This is a genomic window from Achromobacter agilis (assembly GCF_900496965.1).
GTDB classification, from domain to species: Bacteria; Pseudomonadota; Gammaproteobacteria; order Burkholderiales; family Burkholderiaceae_B; genus Achromobacter; species Achromobacter agilis.
This window is the reverse complement of record NZ_UFQB01000008.1, coordinates 147,105-166,512: the sequence shown is the minus strand read 5'-3', so window position 1 is coordinate 166,512 and position 19,408 is coordinate 147,105. Positions and strand designations below refer to the sequence as shown.

At 64.8% G+C, this 19,408-nt stretch carries 16 protein-coding genes; 12 read left to right on the top strand and 4 right to left on the bottom strand.

Translation table 11 applies throughout. The features are described 5' to 3' along the window. The first annotated feature begins 57 nt into the window (after positions 1-57). Positions 58-1,509, top strand: a complete 1,452-nt coding sequence (locus AGI3411_RS12240; RefSeq protein WP_129527639.1) for a sodium:solute symporter family protein — start codon at positions 58-60, stop codon at positions 1,507-1,509. 33 nt (positions 1,510-1,542) lie between these two features. Here the strand turns inward: AGI3411_RS12240 and AGI3411_RS12235 are convergent, their stop codons facing one another. After that, positions 1,543-1,971 (bottom strand): VOC family protein, encoded by a 429-nt coding sequence (locus AGI3411_RS12235; RefSeq protein ID WP_129527638.1) that lies wholly within the window; start codon positions 1,969-1,971, stop codon positions 1,543-1,545. Between the two features lie 155 nt (positions 1,972-2,126). Between AGI3411_RS12235 and AGI3411_RS12230 the strand changes: the two genes are divergently transcribed. After that, positions 2,127-4,337, top strand: a complete 2,211-nt coding sequence (locus AGI3411_RS12230) for an Ig-like domain-containing domain (RefSeq protein ID WP_129527637.1) — start codon at positions 2,127-2,129, stop codon at positions 4,335-4,337. A gap of 137 nt (positions 4,338-4,474) precedes the next feature. Here AGI3411_RS12230 and AGI3411_RS12225 read toward each other — a convergent pair whose 3' ends face one another. The 3 genes from AGI3411_RS12225 to hisD are packed head-to-tail and all read right to left on the bottom strand — an operon-like array spanning position 4,475 to position 7,571. Next, positions 4,475-5,491 (bottom strand): LacI family DNA-binding transcriptional regulator, encoded by a 1,017-nt coding sequence (locus tag AGI3411_RS12225; protein ID WP_129527636.1) that lies wholly within the window; start codon positions 5,489-5,491, stop codon positions 4,475-4,477. Beyond that, on the bottom strand, positions 5,488-6,255 hold the full coding sequence (locus tag AGI3411_RS12220) for an SDR family NAD(P)-dependent oxidoreductase (RefSeq protein WP_129527635.1): 768 nt from the start codon (positions 6,253-6,255) through the stop codon (positions 5,488-5,490). The genes AGI3411_RS12225 and AGI3411_RS12220 overlap by 4 nt, the downstream gene beginning before the upstream one ends. Further along, a complete protein-coding gene (gene hisD / locus AGI3411_RS12215; protein WP_129527634.1) occupies positions 6,252-7,571 on the bottom strand; it encodes a histidinol dehydrogenase in 1,320 nt (439 codons plus the stop codon). Before hisD ends, AGI3411_RS12220 begins: the two co-directional genes overlap by 4 nt. A 316-nt stretch (positions 7,572-7,887) precedes the next feature. Here hisD and AGI3411_RS12210 point away from each other — a divergent pair, with 316 nt between their 5' ends. The 10 genes from AGI3411_RS12210 (at position 7,888) to serB (ending at position 19,374) form a co-directional block, all read left to right on the top strand. Further along, positions 7,888-9,204 carry an aminotransferase family protein gene (locus AGI3411_RS12210; protein WP_244240331.1) on the top strand — a complete coding sequence of 439 codons (1,317 nt, stop codon included), beginning with the start codon at positions 7,888-7,890 and terminating at the stop codon, positions 9,202-9,204. Positions 9,205-9,331: 127 nt separating this feature from the next. After that, a complete protein-coding gene (locus tag AGI3411_RS12205; RefSeq protein ID WP_129527632.1) occupies positions 9,332-10,552 on the top strand; it encodes an ABC transporter substrate-binding protein in 1,221 nt (406 codons plus the stop codon). Positions 10,553-10,613: 61 nt separating this feature from the next. Then, positions 10,614-11,474 carry a branched-chain amino acid ABC transporter permease gene (locus AGI3411_RS12200; RefSeq protein WP_129527631.1) on the top strand — a complete coding sequence of 287 codons (861 nt, stop codon included), beginning with the start codon at positions 10,614-10,616 and terminating at the stop codon, positions 11,472-11,474. Then, positions 11,474-12,445, top strand: coding sequence for a branched-chain amino acid ABC transporter permease (locus tag AGI3411_RS12195; RefSeq protein WP_129527630.1), 972 nt, complete (start codon positions 11,474-11,476; stop codon positions 12,443-12,445). Before AGI3411_RS12200 ends, AGI3411_RS12195 begins: the two co-directional genes overlap by 1 nt. Next, a complete protein-coding gene (locus AGI3411_RS12190) occupies positions 12,442-13,206 on the top strand; it encodes an ABC transporter ATP-binding protein (protein ID WP_129527698.1) in 765 nt (254 codons plus the stop codon). The genes AGI3411_RS12195 and AGI3411_RS12190 overlap by 4 nt, the downstream gene beginning before the upstream one ends. A gap of 2 nt (positions 13,207-13,208) precedes the next feature. Beyond that, positions 13,209-13,904, top strand: a complete 696-nt coding sequence (locus tag AGI3411_RS12185; protein ID WP_129527629.1) for an ABC transporter ATP-binding protein — start codon at positions 13,209-13,211, stop codon at positions 13,902-13,904. A 48-nt stretch (positions 13,905-13,952) separates the two neighbouring features. Further along, on the top strand, positions 13,953-16,160 hold the full coding sequence (locus tag AGI3411_RS12180; protein ID WP_244240330.1) for a N,N-dimethylformamidase beta subunit family domain-containing protein: 2,208 nt from the start codon (positions 13,953-13,955) through the stop codon (positions 16,158-16,160). Positions 16,161-16,177: 17 nt separating this feature from the next. Then, on the top strand, positions 16,178-17,173 hold the full coding sequence (locus tag AGI3411_RS12175) for a LacI family DNA-binding transcriptional regulator (protein WP_129527627.1): 996 nt from the start codon (positions 16,178-16,180) through the stop codon (positions 17,171-17,173). 47 nt (positions 17,174-17,220) lie between these two features. Then, positions 17,221-18,504, top strand: a complete 1,284-nt coding sequence (locus AGI3411_RS12170; protein ID WP_129527626.1) for a hydantoinase/carbamoylase family amidase — start codon at positions 17,221-17,223, stop codon at positions 18,502-18,504. Between the two features lie 3 nt (positions 18,505-18,507). Further along, positions 18,508-19,374, top strand: a complete 867-nt coding sequence (serB, locus tag AGI3411_RS12165) for a phosphoserine phosphatase SerB (protein WP_129527625.1) — start codon at positions 18,508-18,510, stop codon at positions 19,372-19,374. The last annotated feature ends 34 nt before the right edge of the window (positions 19,375-19,408 follow it).

The window sequence follows — 19,408 nt, the reverse complement described above, 5'->3', positions numbered from 1 at the left end:
GCGGGGCCGTCGCGTTGCGCGTCCGGCGGTCCGCCGGCAGCGGGAGGACCGAGCCTTATGCTGACCCAACCGATCGCCCTGATGTGGCTGTTGCTGTTTTCAGGCGGCTTCGCCCTGGCGAGCGTCCTGTACACCCGGCGCAAACGGGGCACGCTGGAAGACTACATCGTGGCCCGCAACAGCCAGGGGCCGATCGGCACGATCCTGACCCTGATGGCGTCCACGCTGGGCGCATGGATCCTGTTTTCGCCCGCCCAGGCCGCGACCTGGGGCGGCCTGGCGGCGGTGATCGGCTACGCGCTGGGATCGATGTCGCCGCGGCTGGTGATGATTCCGCTGGGGCGGCGCATGCGCGAACTGATTCCTCACGGGCACACTTTGACCGAATTCCTGATGGCCCGCTACGGCCGCCCCATGTACGGGCTGGCGCTGTTCATCATGCTGTTTTATCTCTTCATCGCGCTATCGGCCGAAGTTACCGCGATCGCCAAGCTGGTCACCATGCTGGCGCCCGTGCCCCTGTGGGCGACGGCCGCCATCGTGATGGGCACCACCTTGCTCTACACCACCTACGGCGGCCTGCGTTCGTCGATCTTCACGGACCAGGTGCAGATGATGGTGATCGTGCCCTTGCTGGTGGTCCTGTGCGTGGTGGGCTGGCAAGCGGCGGGCGGGGCGCTGCCCACCGTCGAAGCGCTGCAGGCCAAGGCGCCCCAATTGCTGGACCTGACCGATCCGGTCGGGGTGAAGGCCGGGCTGACCTTTTTCGTGGCCATTCTCCTGACCGGCATCTTCCACCAGGGCAACTGGCAGCGCATCTACGCCGCGCGCGATGCGCGTTCCATGCGCAACGGCTTCCTGCTGGGCGGCGTGCTGGTCGCCCCGTTCATCTTCCTCATGGGCCTGTTCGGCCTGGCCTTCGTGGGGCTGGCCCCGCAAGGCGACAGCTCCATCGCGCTGTTCAGCGTCATCATGCCGCACGCGCCCGCGTGGTTCGTGATCGCGCTGATCCCGCTGGGCCTGTCCCTCGTCATGAGCACCGCGGACACCGCGATCAGCGCCGTGTCCAGCATCATCGCGGTGGACCTGCGGCGCCTGATGCCCAACGCCGGGTCCATGACTATGAAGCGCCTGGCGCGCTGGCTGGTGCTGCTGATGGCCATTCCGGTCATGATCGTGGCCTCGCAGGGCTACAGCGTGCTGTATCTCTTCCTGCTGGCCGACCTGCTGTGCTCCGCGGCCGCGTTTCCCGTGTTCTACGGGCTGTTCAGCCGCAAGCACGACGGCCTGACGGCGACCACGGCCACGATCAGCGGCCTGGCCGCCGGCCTGTTCTACTTCCCGGCGCCCGGCGATAAGCCGACCTACCTGCTGGAGTCTTTCCTGCTGGCCGCGCTGGTGCCGGTCGTGACGACTGTGCTGATGCGCTGCCTGCTGCGCGGCCGCAAGGAATTCGATTTCTCGACGCTGAGCGCCGCGGTCCGCAGGCTGGATCAGGACACGGTCTGATCCCGAGGCGGCGGATGCCGCCCACGGCGTGGATCAACGGGTGATCCGCACCGAATCCGCGCTCCGGACGGACTCGCCATGGAAGACGGCTTCGATGTTGTTGCCGTCCGGATCCAGGACAAACGCAGCGTAGTAGCCGGGATGGTAGGAACGCTCACCCGGCGCGCCATTGTCCCGGCCGCCGTGCGCCATCGCGGCCCGGTAGAAGGCGTCCACCATTGCCCGGTCCCGCGCCTGAAACGCCAGGTGATGGCGCCCGGTCAGCTGGCCTTCCACTTCGTCGCTGTCGGAGGACCCGATGAACAGTTCGTCCGCCCAGAAGTTGTGCTCGTCGGAGCCGCCCACGGGGATGTTCAGGGCATCGAAGACGGCGCCGTAGAACGCCTTGCTGGCGGCCAGGTCGCGGACGACCAGGCCGATGTGATCAATCAAACGGCCGCGATGCAGTTCTCTTGTCGCCATGGATAGCTCTCGGTGGAGGATGCCGGAGCAAGAATTTACACCGACTCCACCGGGCGGGCATCGCGAACCCGACAGGCGCCCGCTTTCTTCCCATTCATTAGCGCGTAACAAAATCTGTCTATTGTGCATGGCTTTCATCAGGAGCCATGCGAGCAATGTCCCAGCCGTTCAGCCCCACGGGCACCCACCGACGCTTTCCCCGCGCCATTCTGGCCGCCGCCCTTGTTGCAAGTCTGCTGGCCGCTTGCGGCGGCGATGACGACAACGACGGCTCCAGTCCCGCCGAACCCGGCGTGCCGCCGGTCACCACGCCGCCTGTCACGGTTCCTCCCGTTACCGACACGCCGGTCACCGAACGGACGTTCCTGCCCAACGCCGGCACCCTGCTGGGTTCGGCCGACGCGTCGACCGCCATCGCCCTGGATGCAACCTGGATGGTTGTCGCCGACGACGAAGCGAACGTGCTGCGCGTCTACCCGCGCCAGGGCGGCGCGGCGGTCCTGGAGTGGGATTTTTCCGTTGAGGGCCCGGCACTGGGCAAGGAACTGGACGTCGAATCCAGCACCCGCATCGGCAATCTGGCGTTCTTCCTGGGATCGCATGGCAACAGCAAGGATGGCGGCGACGCGGTCGACGAACGCGGGCATATGTTCGCCGTCGAAATCAGCGGCACCGGCAGCGATACCCGGTTTTCCTATGTCGGCATATTCTCGCAATTGGAACAGCAGCTCGTTGCCTGGGACAGCGGCAACCAGCACGGACAAGGCGCCAACTATTTTGGCTTCGCGCGGTCCAGCGCCGCGGGCCTGGCGCCGGAACGCGTAGACGGCTTTGCCATCGAAGGGGCCGCCACGGCGCCCGACGGCAAAACGCTGTGGCTGGGTTTCCGCGCCCCGCAAATGGATGGCGACGTCCGCAACCGCGCGCTTATCGTCCCGGTGCTCAACCCGCTGGAACTCGTAACGGGCAAGGCCAGCCAGGCCGGTTTCGGCACGCCCATCGAACTCAACCTGGGCGGACGCGGGATCCGCGCCCTGGCCCAGGGCACGGATGGGCAGTACCTGATCCTGGCCGGTCCGGCGGGCGCCGCGAGCCGCCAGGCGGCGCGCAACTTCGCGCTGTATGCCTGGAGCGGCATCGCGGCCGACGCGCCGCGTGAAATCGCCAACAATATCGAAGCCATGCGCGCCGCCAGCGGCGGCAGCCTGGAAACCATCGTCGAGGTGGCCGGCCCGGTCGCCGCGGGGACGCCCGTGCAACTGCTGATGGACAACGGCGACACCGTATTCGCCGGCACCAGTTCCGCGGCCAAGGATCTGCCCGAGGGCGAGCAACGTTTCCTGGGCGTGAGTTTCAACTTGGCCGATTTGCGCGCCACCACGGCGGGGCCGGCCCTGGCGGACAGCACGCCGGCCGACGACCGGCAGGGCGTCAACGTCGATACCCGCCTGTTGTTCCGCTTTGACCAGGGCGTGGCCCTGGGGCAGGGGAGCGTCGTTCTGCGGCGCGCCGACGGTTCCGTGGTGGAACGGTTTTCGGCCCGCGCAACACCGGAACGTATAAAGGCCGAGTACAACCAGGTCGTCATCAAGCCCGCCAAGCCGCTGGACTACAGCACAGGGTATTACGTGGAGATCGATGCCGACGCCATCCTCGGCCACGCCGGCCTGGCCTATCCCGGCCTGCAAGGCAGCACGGCGCTGGACTTCCGCACGGCCGGCGTTCCCACGCCGCTCGCGACGGGCGACGTGCTCTTTGTCGGCGCCAACGCCGAAGCCCCCGACGCCTTCGCCTTCATGCTGATGAAAGCCGTGGACGGCGGGACCCGTATCCAGTTCACCGACCGTGACCGCGGCAAGAAGGGCATCCAGGAATTCGAAGGCCTGACCAACGAAACCGCCATGGACTGGACGGCGGACCGCTACCTCCCGGCCGGCACCATCGTTACCATCGCCACCGACGTCACCGGCAATCCGGAAACCGACATCGGCTTTACCGTCGGCGCTCCTGGCGGGCTGGGCAAGGAAGAAACCATCTATGCCATGACTGGCACCGTCATCGACGACCTCGGCGACGGCACGGCGGGGGAAATCAGCAGCGTTGGCGCCTACCTGGCCAGCATCACCCTGGGCGGCGATAAAGACAACGTCATCCCGCCGTCGCTGGATGCCGCCGGTACCGCCTTCCGCTTCACCGTCACGCCGACCAACCAGACCAGCGCCCTCTACGCGGGGCCTCTGGACACGCTGGACCTCACCGGGCTTGCCGGGCGCATCGGCGACCCGGCCAACTGGCAGATCCGGTACAAGCCGGAAGCGGGCTTCCCCTTGGTCAACGGCAGCCTGTTCGGCAACCGCGCGCCTTGACCTGAACCGTCCGCGGGCGATGCGCCGCGCATGACGCCACGGCTCCTGGTTCCCGGCCGGGAACCGGGGCCGCTCGTGCCGGCGCATCGGGCAGGGCGAACGCGGCAGCGCAATCCGGCAGGCGCCGAAAATGGGCGCTACGGAGCGGGCCTGACGGTTTTGCGCTCGACCAGCACGCACGGCACGACGATGTCGCGCGCCGAGGCCTGGCCGGACATCCGTTCGCGCAGCAGCGTCACCGCGGCGTCCACCATAGGTTCCACGCGTTGGCAGAGGGTGGTCAGCTGGTACGCGCCCCAGGCGGCCTGCGGCACGTCGTCAAAGCCGATCACGCCCACGTCTTCGGGAATGCGCAGGCCCAGTTCCAGGCGCAGCACATCCATGGCCGCGATGGCCATGTGGTCGTTGGCGACAAAGACGGCATCCGGCCGGTCAGCACGGTCGAACAGGCGCCGTACGGCATCCTGCGCACCGGCGAAGCTGTAGTTGCCCGTGTCGCGGCAGGCCACGCGCGTGCCCAGCTCGGCCAGCGCCTGATTGAACCCCCGCTCGCGCTCCATGCTCGTGGAGGAGTCTTCCAGGCCCGCCAGGAATGCGATGCGCCGGTAGCCACGCGCCACCAGCAATTCGGCCGCCATCCGGCCGCCGGCGGCGTTGTCGGAGGTTACCGAGCCGGTGGCGTAACGCGCCAGGCCGGCCAGATCCGATATGCGGTTGAACTGCACGACCGGCACGCCTATATCCAGGCAGCTTTTCGCCAACGTGGGCGACAGCATGGCCGATGCCAGCACGATCCCGTCGACCTGATACTGCAGGATGTCGGCCAGCACGCCGTCCGCGCCTTCATCGATGTTCGCAATGAACATCAGCACGTGGTAGCCCTGTTTCTGCAGCTTCTGCGACAGCTTTTCGATCACCAGCGGATAGAACTGGTTTTCCAGATAGCTCATGACCAGCGCAACGATCCGGCTCTGGCGCGTGATCAGGCTGCGCGCCAGCGCGTTGGGCCGGTAGCCCAGGCGCTGGGCGGCCGCCAGCACTTTGCGCCGCATTTCTTCGGACACGCTTGCGCCGGGCGTGAAGGTCCGGCTGACGGCCGACTGGGAAACCTGTGCCAGGTCGGCCACATCCTGCGCGCGGGGGGCGGTCTTCATGCGGCGGTCCAGCCTCCATCGAGCATCAGCGCGCTGCCTGTCATCAGGCTGGACGCGCCGCTGGCCAGGAATACGGCGGCGCCCATGATTTCATCGAGCCGGCCCACGCGGCCCAACGCAATCCGTTCGCACACCCATTGCCTAAAGCCGGGGGCGTCGAACATGGCCGATGTCATGGGGGTTTCGATAAAGGTCGGGCAGATTGAATTCACCCGTATGCCATGGGCGCCCAGTTCCCAGGCCAGGGCCTTGGTCATGCCTTCCATGGCGTGTTTGCTGGCGCAATACAGCACGCGGCGCGGGCTGCCCACGTGCCCCATCTGCGATGAAATATTGATGATGGAGCCCGGCCGCTGCGCCGCCAGCAGGCGGCGCGCCACCGCGCGGCTGACGTACAGCGCGGCCTTGACGTTCAGGTCGAATATCGCATCGATGTCCTGGTCCGTCTGTTCGACCAGAGGCGCCGGCCGGTTCATGCCGGCGTTGTTGACCAGGATATCGTATGGCGCAACCGCCGCGACGGTGGCGTCCACGTCGGCCGGCCGGGTCACGTCCAGCACGGCAAAATCGCAGGACATCCGTTCCGCGCGGAGCGCCGCGCATACGTTCTGCAGCTCGGCTTCGCGGCGCGCCGCCACCGTGACATGGGCGCCGGCCCGGCCCAGCGCGGCAGCAATGGCCAGGCCGATGCCGCCGCTGCCGCCTGTCACCAGCGCGCGCTGCCCATCCAGCCGAAAACTGGGGCTAGCCGGCAGTTCGGTCATGCGCTTTCCTTTACCGGTTCGTACCAGGGCAGGTCGGGGCGGCCGCCATAGCGGCGCACGCGGATATTGGCCTGTTCGCCATGCCCCGCGAAGTTCTCCATATGGCACAGGCGCGAGCAGTACTCGCCCATGGCCGCGCTGGCCTCGTCGGTCAGCACGCGCTGATAGGTGCAGGTCTTCAGGAACTTGCCCACCCACAGGCCGCCGGTGTAGCGCGCGTTGCGGTTGGTGGGCAGGGTGTGGTTGGTGCCGATAACCTTGTCGCCGAAACTGACGTTGGTGCGCGGCCCCAGGAACAGCGCGCCGAAGTTGCTCATGTTGTTCAGGAAATAATCCGGCTCGCGCGTCATGACCTGGACGTGTTCGAACGCCAGTTCGTCGGCCACCTGCACCATTTCCTCCAGCGTGTCGCACACGATGACCTCGCCGCAGTCCGCCCAGCTTTGCTTGGCGATGGCCGCAGTAGGCAGTATTGTCAGTTGGCGTTCGACTTCGGCCAGCGTGTCCTTGGCCAGCTTTTCGCTGTTGGTCAGCAGCACGGCAGGCGAGGTCGGGCCATGTTCTGCCTGGCCCAGCAAGTCGACGGCGCACAATTCGCCGTCGACGCTGTCGTCGGCAATGACCAGCGTTTCGGTGGGGCCCGCGAACAGATCGATCCCCACGCGGCCATACAGCTGGCGTTTGGCCTCGGCCACGAACATATTGCCCGGCCCCACCAGCATGTCCACGGGCGCCACGCTGGGGGTGCCCACGGCCATGGCCACCACTGCCTGCACGCCGCCCAGCACCAGGATTTCATCGGCGCCCGCCATGTCCATGGCCGTGACAATGGCCGGATGCGGCTTGCCTTGATACGGCGGCGCCGTGGACACGACGCGTTTTACGCCGGCAACTTTCGCGGTCAGCACGCTCATGTGGGCCGAGGCCAGCAAGGGGTACTTGCCGCCCGGGATATAGCAGCCCACCGCATTTACCGGGATGTGCTTGTGGCCCAGCACTACGCCCGGATAGGTCTCGACTTCCACGTCCTGCATCGAGTCGCGCTGGATCTGCGCGAAATTTCGGACCTGCTTCTGGGCGAAAGCGATGTCTTCGATTTCGCGGGCGGACAGCTGCTTGCGCGCCGCCTCGATCTCGCCGCGCGACAAGCGGAAATCGCTGGGATCCCAGTTGTCGAACTTGCGGCTGTATTCGCGAACGGCATCGTCGCCTTCTTTTTCGATGTGGCGGATGATGCCTTCGACCGTGGCGCGCACCTTGGCGTCGTCGTCGGTTTTGACCTCGGCCGTGCGGCCGCGTTTCAGGTATCGGATCATGGTGATGTAGCCCTGCTCAGACAGTAAATGATGGAACGGCGGGGCTCCACATTCAGAGCTTTGCATGCGTATGCAAATAAGGGAAATCCCTCGCTGTTTCGTGCCGCAATCAAGTCCGCGTGATCAGCGGGAAAACCCCGATAGAACCTCATGTCGACTTCGATAGAATTCGTATTCACTGTCCGGAAATCGTCGCGTGGACATGGCAAATCCCCATTAATCATCATTTTCTCGCCTGGGTCTTCTGATCTCAATGTGGCGGGAGTAAAAAAATATGCCCACAACTGAATACGTATTCAATCACTCTGAAATAGATGTGCTGTTGAAACAGCCGTTGGGTGCGACACTGCCTGTGGTCGACCGGGCCGAAGGCGTCTACATCTACGACACCGACGGCCGCGACTATCTGGATGGTTCGGGCGGCGCCATGACCGTATCGATCGGCCATGGTGTGCGGCCGGTGCTGGATGCGATGCATGACCAGGCCGAACGCGTGTGCTTTACCTATCGTTCGCATTTCACCAGCGCGGCCGCGGAATCCCTGGCGGCCACGTTGACAGAGCTGGCGCCGGCTGGCGTGAGCCACGCGTTTTTCGTCAATAGCGGGTCCGAGGCCACCGAATTGGCGCTGCGCACCGCCCAGCAATACTGGCGCGACCGCGGCCAGCCCGGCAAGACCCACGTGCTGGGCCGGGCCATCAGCTACCACGGCATGACGATGGGCGCGCTCTCCATGTCCGGCCATGCCGCCCGCCGGGCCGACTATGGCAACCTGCTGCACACGTTCGCGGTGGCTCCGCCGCCGTATCCCTATCGTTTTCCCCTGTCGGGCGCGGATGCCGAAGGCCATGGCGCCATGGTGTGGGACCGCATCCTCCGCGAATATGGCGCGGACAAGGTCGCGGCCATCATCGTCGAGCCGGTGGTGGGTGCGGCCGGCGGCGCGCTGACGCCGCCCGTCGGGTACCTGCGTACCCTGCGCGAAATCTGCGACCGCCATGACGTGTTGCTGATTGCCGATGAGGTGATTACCGGTATGGGCCGCACCGGGAAATGGTTCGCCTGCGAGCATGACGGCGTGTCGCCGGACATGATTGCCACCGGCAAGGGCATGACGTCGGGCTACACCCCCATGGGGGCAGTGCTGTTCCATGAGCGCATCGTTGCCGCATTCGCCGCCACGGGAAAAACCGTGCCGTTCGGCCACACCTTCAGCGCCAACCCGCTGAGCGCCGCAACCTGCCTGGCGGTAGTGAATTACATGCGCGACCAGAACGTGCTGGAAAACGTCGCCGCCCGTGGCAAACAGCTGGAAGCCGGCCTGCGCCGCCTGGCACAGCGCCATTCCTGGATGGCGGACATTCGCGGCCGGGGTCTGCTGTGGGGCTTCGAGTTCGTGACCGATCCGCACTCCCGCGGCCTGCCGGACGCGGCGTTGAATGCAAACGCGTTGTTCACCGCGCATTGCTTGCGGGCCGGCCTGATCGTCTACACCGCCGGCATTGCGCCATTGAACAACGCCACCTTGCTGGCACCGCCGCTGGTGATTACGGAACGGGAAATGGACGACCTGCTTGCCCGCCTGGAGGCCGGGATGATCAGTTTCGCATCTGAAATGGGATTCACAGCATGACCGGCACCCGCAAGGTGCGCAGTGACCATCACGGCCGGGCCCGCAGCCAATAACGCATCAATACCCATCCATCCTGGCCAGCACACCACACGCCGGGCAGATAGCCCGGCCTTTCAAGGGGAACATAATGATTTCAGGCAAAGGCATCGATCGCCGCACCGTACTGAAAGCGGGCGTCGCCGCATTGGGCTCGTCGCTGTCAGGTATTTCCTGGGCCCAGGGCACGGGCGAGACCCTGACGATGGGCGTCATCTCCCAACAGACGGGTACGTTCGCATACGCGGGCGACCTGGTCTTGAAGGGCGCGCGGCTCGCCGTCGAAGAGCGCGGCGGGAGCATTCTCGGCAACAAGATCAACCTGGTGGTGCGCGATGACGAAGGCAAGCCTGCCGTGGGGGTGCGCCGCCTGACCGAGGCGATCTCGTCGGACAAGCTGCGCTATTTCGTCGGTAATTTCTCCAGCGCGGTCGGGTTAGCCGAACTGGAAGTCGCGCGCCAGGAAAAGGTGCTGCAGTACGCGGCAGGCGGCACCGAAGACATTACGGGATCGCGGTGCAGCCCGTATACGTTCCAGTGGTCGGCCAACGCGTACACGGCGCTGCGCGCTACGCTGGAATACGTCAGCAAGACGATGCCGGACAAAAAGAAAATCTACACCATCACGGCGGACTATGCGTTTGGCCAGTCGTTGCTGCGTTACGCGCAGGTGGCAGCCAAGGAACTCGGCCTGGAACTGGTCGGCAACGACAACCATCCGTCGGGCGAACGCCAGTTCACGCAGTACTTCACCAAGGCCCTGTCGACGCGGCCCGACCTGATCTGCCTGCTGACGGCCGGCGCGGACGCCGTATCGGCGGTTCGCCAGTTTCACAGCTTCGGCGTCAAGACCGTGCAGCTCGTTGGGCCGTGGACGCTGGAAATCGAACAGATGCAGGAACTGTCGCCGGCAATGCTCAACGGCATGATCCTGGGCTTGAACTACTACCAGGACATCGATACGCCGGTGAACAAGGCGTTCGTCGAGCGCTATCTGAAGGCGTACAAAACCGTGCCGTCCTACGCCGCGGCGTATGGCTACGACTCGATGCGCACGCTTTTCATGGCCATGGAGAAGGCGAAGAGCATCGACGTGGAGGCGGTGATCAAGACGCTGGAAGGCATGCAGTACGACAGCATTTTCGGTCCCACGCATATCGACGCCCGTACGCACCAGACCGTGCGGCCGTACTACGTCGTGAAATGCAAGGCGCCCGATGCCATGAAGAACAAATTCGATATGGCCGCTATCGTGTCGCAAGGCGAAAGTCCGCAGCCGCCCGAACTGAACCAGTGCAAGCGCACGGTGTGAGTTCGGTTGTGCATGACACCAGGCGCGCGGCGCCTGGGACTAATCCACATCAAGGCCAACCATGATTTCTTTGTTAGCCGCGCAACTCCTGAACGGATTGGCGATAGGCATGGTCTACGCGCTGACCGCGTTCGGACTGTCCATCATCAAAGGGCTGCTCAACGTGCCCAACTTCGCGCATGGCGCTTTTTACGCCCTGGGCGCCTATTTTTGCTTTGCCGCCATGCAGATCGGGATGCCGTTCGGGCTGGCGCTGCTGATCGCGTTCGTGGCGCCCGCCGTGGTCGGCATCATCGTCGAGAAGCTGGGCGTGGCCCGCTTGATGAGCGGTCCCTATCTGTACCAACTGCTGTTTCTGTTCGGCACGGCCCTCGTCCTGGAACAACTGATCATCATCATCTGGGGCACGGTAGGGCTGAGCGCCCAACCGCCGGAGTCGCTGCAGGGCGCTTTCGACCTGGGATTCACCTGGCTTCCCAAGTACCTGGTGTTCAACGGCGCCATGGCCGCGCTGACCATTGCCGTGGTCTGGCTGCTGATCGAACGTACCCGCCTGGGGTCGCAGATACGGGCCGGTATCGACAAACGCGAAATGGCGCAGTGCCTGGGCATCGACGTGTCCAGGCTGGTCACCGCCGGGTTTGCGCTGGGCTCCGGCCTGGCCGGCCTGTCGGGCGGCCTGGTGCTGCCGCTGCTGGGCGCGAACGCGACCATGGGGGCGGACATGTTGTCGATCGCTTTCGTGGTCCTGGTCATCGGCGGCCTGGGATCTTTGTATGGCGCGCTGGCGGCCGGCATCCTGGTGGGCATCATCCAGAGCGTGTCGTCCGTCTTCGTGCCGTCGGCCAGCACGGTGCTGATCTATGTGGCCATGGTCGCCACCTTGATGATCCGTCCCCAGGGACTGTTCGGGGAACGCTGATGCAACGCACACCTTCTACCTATCTGATGTCGGCCATCGCCGTCGCCGTGGCCATCGCGGCGCCGCTGTGCATGCCGATCAATATCGCCACCGAGATCATGATCTTCGGCGTCTTCGCCCTGGCTACCTACCTGCTGATCAGCGTGGCCGGCCTGTATTCGTTCGGCCAGGCTGCGTTCTTCGGCGTGGGCGGCTATGTGGCGGGGTATGTGTACATCCACACGGACCTTCCGCTGCTGGCGGGCCTGGTGCTGGCGGCGCTGGGCAGCGGGCTGGTCGCCCTGGCGGTCGGGATGATGAGCACCAAGCGCACAGGCATCTATTTCATGATGCTGACCTTCGCCTTCAACCAGATGATTTATTACCTGGCCTACAGCTGGCACAGCGTGACCGGCGGCGAAGACGGCCTGGGGGGGATACGCAGGCCGGACATCTCCATTCCCGGCATCGGCACGATCGATATTTCCAATCATATGAATTTCTATGTCCTGTCCGCGGTGGTGTTCGTCGCCGTGTTCGCGAGCCTGTATCAACTGATACACAGCCCGCTCGGGTTGGTGTTGAACGCCGCCAGGCAGAATGCCCGCCGCACCGCATCGCTGGGGTTTTCCGTCTACCGCGCCCAGTTGCTGGCCTTCGTGATCGCGGGGGCGACGTCGGGCGTGGCCGGCGCCTTGTTCGCGATGCTGTACCGGATCATGCCTATCGATGCGATCGCCTGGACCAATTCCGGCACGGCGGTGTTCATGGTGATCATCGGCGGCATGTCGTCGATCTTCGGCCCGGTCATCGGCGCGGCGATTTTCATCTGGCTGCAGGGCTTCTTCAGCGTCATCTGGGCGCGCTGGCCGCTGCTGTTCGGCGTCTTCATCATCCTGGTGGTGCTGTTCCTGAAAGGCGGCGCCATTGAACTGTTCGATCGCGCGCGCCGCCTGTTCGGTTCCCGGGCGCAAGAAAGGAGCGCGTCATGAGCGCAGCGGCGAGCACGTCGACCTATGCCTTCGAGGCCCGCCAGGTCACCAAGAAATTCGGCGCCAACGTGGTCATCGAAGACCTGTCCATCGGTTTCGAGCCGGGCATGCTGCACAGCATTCTGGGCCCCAATGGCGCCGGCAAGACCACGCTGTTCAACCTGCTGACCCGCGACCTGCCGGTTACCAGCGGTGAAATCCTGCTTCAGGGCGCGCCCGTCACCAACCTGAAACCCCATCAGATCGCGCGGCGCGGGGTAGGGCGTTCATACCAGATTTCCAGCGTGTACCTGGACCTGACCTTCCTGGAAAACGTATGGCTGGCCGCTTATCGCGCCGCGCATGGGGGGCGCACCGGGTGGTGGCGCAATGTGCGCAGCTACGACATGCTGCGCGTCCAGGCCAGCGAACTGCTGCAAGCGCTGGGCCTGGGGCAATACGAAAACACCTTGGCGAAATCGGTTTCCTACGGCGACCAGCGACTGCTGGAGATTGCCGTGACGCTGGCCACGCGGCCCCAGATACTGCTGCTCGACGAACCCACGGCCGGCCTGTCGCAGCGCGAAACCGAACGGGTAAAGGCGTTCATTGCATCGATCAAGCCCGACTACACGATTGTGATGATCGAACACAAGATGAACGTGGTGATGGAAATTTCCGACCGCATTCACGTCATGAGCCGCGGCGCGCTGATCGCCGCCGGCACGGCGGACGAAATTTCAAAGAACCAGGCCGTGCACGCCGCCTACTTCGGACTCTGAAAATGCTGCTACAGATCGGCTCGATCAATACGTTCTACGGCCCCAGCCAGGCCATTCACGGCGTGTCCTTCGGCGTCGGCAATCGCGAGGTGGTGGCCTTGCTGGGCCGCAATGGCGCAGGCAAGTCCACGACGCTGCGGTCCATCATGGGTCTGAACCCGGTCGCAAGCGGCAGGATCGCGTTCGACGGCCAGGACATTTCGCGCCATTCGCCGCAAGCCATATCCCGGCTGGGCATTACCCTGGTTCCGGAAACCCGGGATCCCTTCGTCCTGCTGACGGTGAAAGAGAACATCATGCTCGGATACCGCCCCGGGTCTCCCTACACCCTGGACCGGCTGATGGACCTGTTTCCGTTGCTGGCGGAGCTGCTCAAGAAGAAGGGCGGCGAGCTGTCCGGCGGGCAGCAGCAAATGATGGTGATGGCGCGTGGCCTGGCCATGGGGCCGCGCGTGCTGTTGCTGGACGAGCCCTCGCAGGGCCTGGCGCCCATCATGGTGAAAGCCGTGGCCAACGTGTTGAAGCAGCTGAAGGGCGAAGACCTGACCCTGCTGCTGGTCGAGCAGAACCTGAACATGGCGCTCGAGATCGCCGACCGCGTGGTCGTGCTGGAAAACGGCAGCGTGGCCGACACCTTTACCAGCGAGGAGGGCCGGGCGAACCCCGGCCGCCTCGAACAATATCTTGCCGTGCACTGAGCGCCGCGCGCCCACCGTACTTACACCGAACCGATGAACGCACCTCTTATGCATCCTCCTATCCTGGGTTATGTCACACCGCTTAGCGCGCAACCTGGCCAGACCCTGTCGTTTCGCATCAGCTCGGCGGGCGACCGGCCGTTTACCGCGCGCGTCCTGCGCATCCATTGCGCGGATCCCAATCCCGACGGGCCGGGCTTGCAGCTCGAACCGGTCGATTTCGCGCTGCAAGCCAGCTATGCGGGACGGGAGCTAGCGGTCTACCCGGGGGCCTGCGCGCTGGCGGCGCTCAATCCCGATGCCCTGGGCAATGCAAAGCAGATCGAACTGCGCGTGTTGACCCGGCCGACGTTGGTTCAAGGCGGCCCGCAGGTACTGGCCAGCCTGCGGGATGCGACGGCGGCGCAAGGCGTGGCGTTGGCCGTGGAGGATGGCGAGTGGGTCGCCCTGGCGCTTCAGGAAACCGGGGCCGCGCCTGTCGCGCTGCGCACCGGCCTGCGCGCCACGCAGGATCGCTGGCAATCGGTGTCGCTCAGCCTCGCGTTGGCCGAGCGGCGCCTGACGATACGCGTGGGGCCCGTGCCCGTCGGCACGCCGGGCGCCGGGCCGGCATTGCCGGAGCAGGAAGCGGTGCTGGATGCCCCCGCCGGGCTCGATTGGCGGCCATTTACCCATCTTTGCCTGGGCGCATTGTGGGAGGGGCATCCCAGCCAGGGTTACAACGGTCTGATCGAAGCCCCCGCGTTGCATGCGGGCGGGCAGGTACTGGCCCAATGGAACCTGGCCGATGCCATGCAGGAATCGTCCGTGCCGGGCGCGCAGCCCGGCATGCCCGCGCTGACGCTGGTCAACACGCCGGTGCGCGCCGTCCGGTCGTCGCGCTGGTCTGGCCTGAATCTGAACTGGAAGGAAGCGCCGGACGAATATGCCGCGATGTACTTCCACGCCGATGCCTTGACCGATTGCGGCTGGGAGGAGGGCGTCAGCCTGCGCATTCCCCCCGGCACGCCATCCGGCGTGTACGGATTGGAAGTCGTGCACCCCGAGGGCAGCGATACGATTCCGTTCTACGTGACGCCCGCCCCGGATGGGCCGCGGGCGCGGGTGCTGTTTCTGGCGCCGACCCTGACCTACCAGGCCTATGCGAATCACGCCCGCGGCAACTACGCGGGCCAGTTGGCCGAACGCATTGCGCAATGGGGCGCCTATCCGCACAACCCCGACGTGGTGCCGCAGTTCGGCGCGTCCACCTATAACCGCCACAAGGACCTGGCCGGCATCAGCCTGTCATCGCGCCTGCGTCCGATACTGACGATGCGCCCCGGCTATCTGACGTTCCCGGATCCCAACGGGTCGGGCCTGCGGCATTTTCCGGCGGATTCGCACCTGACGCACTGGCTGCGCGAAAAAGAGTTCGACTACGACGTGATTACCGACGAGGACCTGGACGACCAGGGCCTGGACGCCTTGCGCCCCTACGACGTGGTGCTGACCGGATCGCACCCCGAATACCACACGCGCCGCATGATCGAAGCCCTGGTGGCCTACCGCGAAGGCGGCGGATACCTGATGTACCTGGGCGCCAACGGCTTTTACTGGAAGATCGCCCGCCCCGCGGCGGCGCCTCACCTGCTGGAAATCCGGCGCGCCGAAGGTGGCATCCGGGCCTGGGCCAGTGAACCGGGCGAGTACTACCACCAACTGGACGGCGGCTACGGCGGCATGTGGCGCCGCAATGGGATTGCTCCGCAATGCACGGGCGGCGTGGGTTTTGCCGTGCAGGGGGGATTCGAGGGCGTGGGCTACAAGCGCACGCCGGAATCCTACGATCCGGACGTGGCCTGGCTGTTCCAGGGCGTGGAAGGCGAGACCTACGGCGATTTCGGCCTGTCCGGCGGCGGCGCGGCCGGGTTTGAACTGGACCAGGTCGTGCCGGAGCTGGGCTCGCCCGCGTACCTGAAGATCGTGGGCATTTCGGACGGCCATGGGCCTAGCTTTAGAATAGCGCCCGAAGAGATTCTGACGTGGACCATCGCCGCGTCGATTCCTCGTCAGTACGAAGGCGTGCGCGCCCATATGGCAGTCGGTGTGGCCGAGCAGGGCGGCGGACTGTTTGCGGCGGGCTCGATCACCTTCCTGGGAAGCTTGTCGCACAACGGGTGCAACAACAATGTCTCGCACATCGTCGAAAACTGCTTGCGTCATTTCCTGTCGATCTCGTTGGCGAAGCGCGGCGCCGACAGTGCGTCTCTTTGATCGGAAAACCAGAACGCGTGAAAAAGAAAGCTCCAACACAGAAAGACGTGGCCAGGTTCGCGGGCGTGTCCCAGGCCGCCGTGTCCCGCTTCATCTCGGGCAAGGGCGCGATTTCGCAAGAGGTCCGCGAGAAGATCCTGAAGGTCGTCGATCTGGTCGACTACCAGCCCAATCCGCTGGCGCGCGGCTTGAGCAGCGGCAAGTTCAACATCATTGCCATTGTCATGGCCAACATTACCAATCCCTGGTATCCCGTCGTGTTGGAGCTGATCACGCGGGAGCTGCATCGGCGGGGATTGCAGACGCTGCTGTTCAACGCTACGCCGCCGCAAACGGTCGACGACCTGATGCCGCTGGTGCTGCAGTACCGCGTGCGCGGCGTCATCATCACGACAGCGTCGTTGACGACCCTGGGCGCCGATCTGTGCGTCAAGCAAGGCGTGCCCGTGGTCATGTTCAACCGGTATGCGCAAACCGGCAACGGACATTCCGTGTCCACCGACAACATCGGCGGCGGCCGGCTGGCAGCCGATGTGCTGCTGGAATCAGGCAGCAAGGTACTGGGATACCTGGGCGGCATGCCGTCGGTGTCCACCAACCGCGACCGGCGCACCGGATTCCTGGAGCGCCTGGCCGAATTGGGCATGACCTCGGTGCCCCTGCTGGAAAAGGAATTCACCTATGCCTGGGGTTACGAGGCGACGCAGATGCTGTTGGCGCGCCACCCCGACATCGATGCGCTGTTCTGCGCCGACGATGAAATCGCCTCGGGGGCCATCGATGCGCTGCGCTTCGCCCTGGGCAAACGCGTTCCGGAAGACGTGCGGGTATTCGGCTTTGACGATCATCCGGTGGCGTCCAACGCCGCCTATCAGATGACCACGATACGCCAGCCCGTCGAGGACATGATCACCGCGGCCATTGAACTGTTGCTGCAGGACAGCGGCAAGAACGAACGCCGTCTGCTGCCCGGGCAACTGATTTATCGGAATTCCACGCCGGAAAAACGCTGACCCATCGCCTTCGTCCATTTTCTTGTTGAGACTGCCAAGAGGAATCCATGGCTATCGCACTTCCCCGCATCGATGTGGCACGTGAATTTCTGGATGAACTGCTGCGTGTAAGCGCGAGCGAGGGCGGCGGCGTCATCCGCATCGCCTACGGGCAGGGGGAGCAGGAAGCCCACGAAGCCCTTCGGGCCATCGGCAGCAAGTACGGGTTCCCGGTGGAGCAGGATTTCGCCGGCAACACCTATGTTCGCCTGAAAGGCCGCGACAGCGCGGCAAAGTGCGTCGTCATCGGGTCGCACCTGGACTCCGTGCCGCATGGGGGCAACTACGACGGCGCGTTGGGCGTCGCAATCGGGCTGGCTGCTATCGCCGGCATTGCGGCCAGCGGCCGAACCCTGGAGCGCGACGTGCTCGTCATGGGCGTGCGGGCCGAAGAAAGCTGCTATTTTCCCGCGCCGTACATCGGAAGCCGCATGGCGCTGGGCGACTTGCCGGCGCACACCTTCAACAGCCTCAAGCGCAGCGACACGGGGCGCAGCCTGGCCGACCACATGCAGGAGCTGGGTTTCGATCCGGCAGCCGTTCTGCGGGGCGAGCGGCATCTTTCCGCCGATACGGTCGCCTGCTATCTCGAGGCGCACATCGAACAAGGACCCGTCCTGGAAAACGAAGGAATTCCCCTGGGAATCGTCCAGGCGATCGCCGGCGGGCCGCGTTGGCGAGAAGGGCGCATTTACGGCACCTACGCCCATGCCGGTGGCGCCCCGAAAGGATACCGGCAGGATGCCGTCGCCGCGCTGGGGGAATTCATCCACGAGGTGAATCTGTTGTGGGACCGCTTTCACGAACAGGGCATCTATACCTTGTTCACGTTCGGCATCATCGGCACCGTTCCTGAAATGCATACCTACAGCCGCGTGCCCGGAGAGGCGCGGTTCTGCCTCGACACGCGCTGTATCGATACGGACGTTCGTGTCCGGATCGGCCAGGAAATCGACAAGATCGCGCAGGCAATTTCCGCGCGCCATGGCGTTACCTTCGAATGGGGGGCCGATTCCGGGCCCAATATCTCGCCCATGGCTCCGGACATGCAGGCCGGGCTCCATTCCGCGGCCGAGCGTCTTGGCGTGCCCTGTAAGGCAATGGCCAGCGGCGCGGGCCACGACGCGTCGGCCTTCGCGGATCTGGGCATCCCGTCGGCCATGCTGTTCGTCAGAAACCAGCACGGCAGTCACAACAAGGACGAAACCGTGCAGATGGAAGATGTGCAGCTTGGCGCCTCGGTGCTTGCCGAGTTCCTGTGCTCGACGTTCGGCCAAGATTCGCGCGGTTGAAGCATGCATTTGATTGTCCAGCGAAGTACGCCGCTATCCGACAGCGAGGCCGCGCGTATCGGCGCGCTGTTCCAGGCAGCGGACGGCTGCCGTATCCATGGCGGCGGCCTGCGTTACACCCTAGCGGCTGGCGGTGCGGCAAGCCGGGCGGCTATTCATGAGCTGGGACGGAAGCACGGATTGGATACCGCGGTTATTGCGCCTTTCCGGCGCCTGTCCGATTTCAAGCTGATGGTGTTCGATATGGATTCGACCTTGATCAATATCGAATGCATCGATGAGCTTGCGGATCTGGTCGGCAGGAAGCGTGAGGTCGCCCAGTTGACTGAGCAGGCGTTGCGGTCTGGCGCCATTGACTACGACACCAGCCTGCGTCTGCGCACTCGATTGCTGGCCGGATTGCCGGTCGACACGTTTGAAAGGCTGTATGCCGAGCGGGTGCGCATCACTGCCGGCGCAGGCACCCTGATTGCCGCCGCCAGGCAGGCCGGATTGAGAACCGCCATCGTCTCGGGGGGCTTCGACTATTTCACCGGGCGCGTCCGGGCCGAACTGGGCCTGGACGCTGACGTGTCGAATCATCTGGAAGTGGAGGACGGGCGCCTCACCGGGGAGCTGCTGGGCACGCTGATCAATGCAGACGTCAAGGCCAGGTACGTCGCGCAAATGTGCCGCGAGCTTGGCGTGCCCGCATCGGACGCGATCGTGGTGGGCGACGGCGCCAACGACCTGAAGATGATGGCCCTGGCCGGCCTGTCGGTCGGCTATCGCCCCAAGCCGGTGGTGCGCGCAACGGTCGATGCGGTCATCGACCGGCTCGGGCTGGACTCTTTGCTCAATGCGCTGGGCGGGTGCAACCCAGTATCATGAGGGTCATGCAGGACGAAGCCGCCAGGAAACCACA

Bases quoted from the DNA above. Each gene is read 5' to 3' on its own strand.
- AGI3411_RS12240 (WP_129527639.1), top strand. From the start codon at position 58: ATGCTGACCCAACCGATCGCCCTGATGTGGCTGTTGCTGTTTTCAGGC.
- AGI3411_RS12235 (WP_129527638.1), bottom strand. From the start codon at position 1,971: ATGGCGACAAGAGAACTGCATCGCGGCCGTTTGATTGATCACATCGGC.
- AGI3411_RS12230 (WP_129527637.1), top strand. From the start codon at position 2,127: ATGTCCCAGCCGTTCAGCCCCACGGGCACCCACCGACGCTTTCCCCGC.
- AGI3411_RS12225 (WP_129527636.1), bottom strand. From the start codon at position 5,491: ATGAAGACCGCCCCCCGCGCGCAGGATGTGGCCGACCTGGCACAGGTT.
- AGI3411_RS12220 (WP_129527635.1), bottom strand. From the start codon at position 6,255: ATGACCGAACTGCCGGCTAGCCCCAGTTTTCGGCTGGATGGGCAGCGC.
- hisD (WP_129527634.1), bottom strand. From the start codon at position 7,571: ATGATCCGATACCTGAAACGCGGCCGCACGGCCGAGGTCAAAACCGAC.
- AGI3411_RS12205 (WP_129527632.1), top strand. From the start codon at position 9,332: ATGATTTCAGGCAAAGGCATCGATCGCCGCACCGTACTGAAAGCGGGC.
- AGI3411_RS12200 (WP_129527631.1), top strand. From the start codon at position 10,614: ATGATTTCTTTGTTAGCCGCGCAACTCCTGAACGGATTGGCGATAGGC.
- AGI3411_RS12195 (WP_129527630.1), top strand. From the start codon at position 11,474: ATGCAACGCACACCTTCTACCTATCTGATGTCGGCCATCGCCGTCGCC.
- AGI3411_RS12190 (WP_129527698.1), top strand. From the start codon at position 12,442: ATGAGCGCAGCGGCGAGCACGTCGACCTATGCCTTCGAGGCCCGCCAG.
- AGI3411_RS12185 (WP_129527629.1), top strand. From the start codon at position 13,209: ATGCTGCTACAGATCGGCTCGATCAATACGTTCTACGGCCCCAGCCAG.
- AGI3411_RS12180 (WP_244240330.1), top strand. From the start codon at position 13,953: ATGCATCCTCCTATCCTGGGTTATGTCACACCGCTTAGCGCGCAACCT.
- AGI3411_RS12170 (WP_129527626.1), top strand. From the start codon at position 17,221: ATGGCTATCGCACTTCCCCGCATCGATGTGGCACGTGAATTTCTGGAT.
- serB (WP_129527625.1), top strand. From the start codon at position 18,508: ATGCATTTGATTGTCCAGCGAAGTACGCCGCTATCCGACAGCGAGGCC.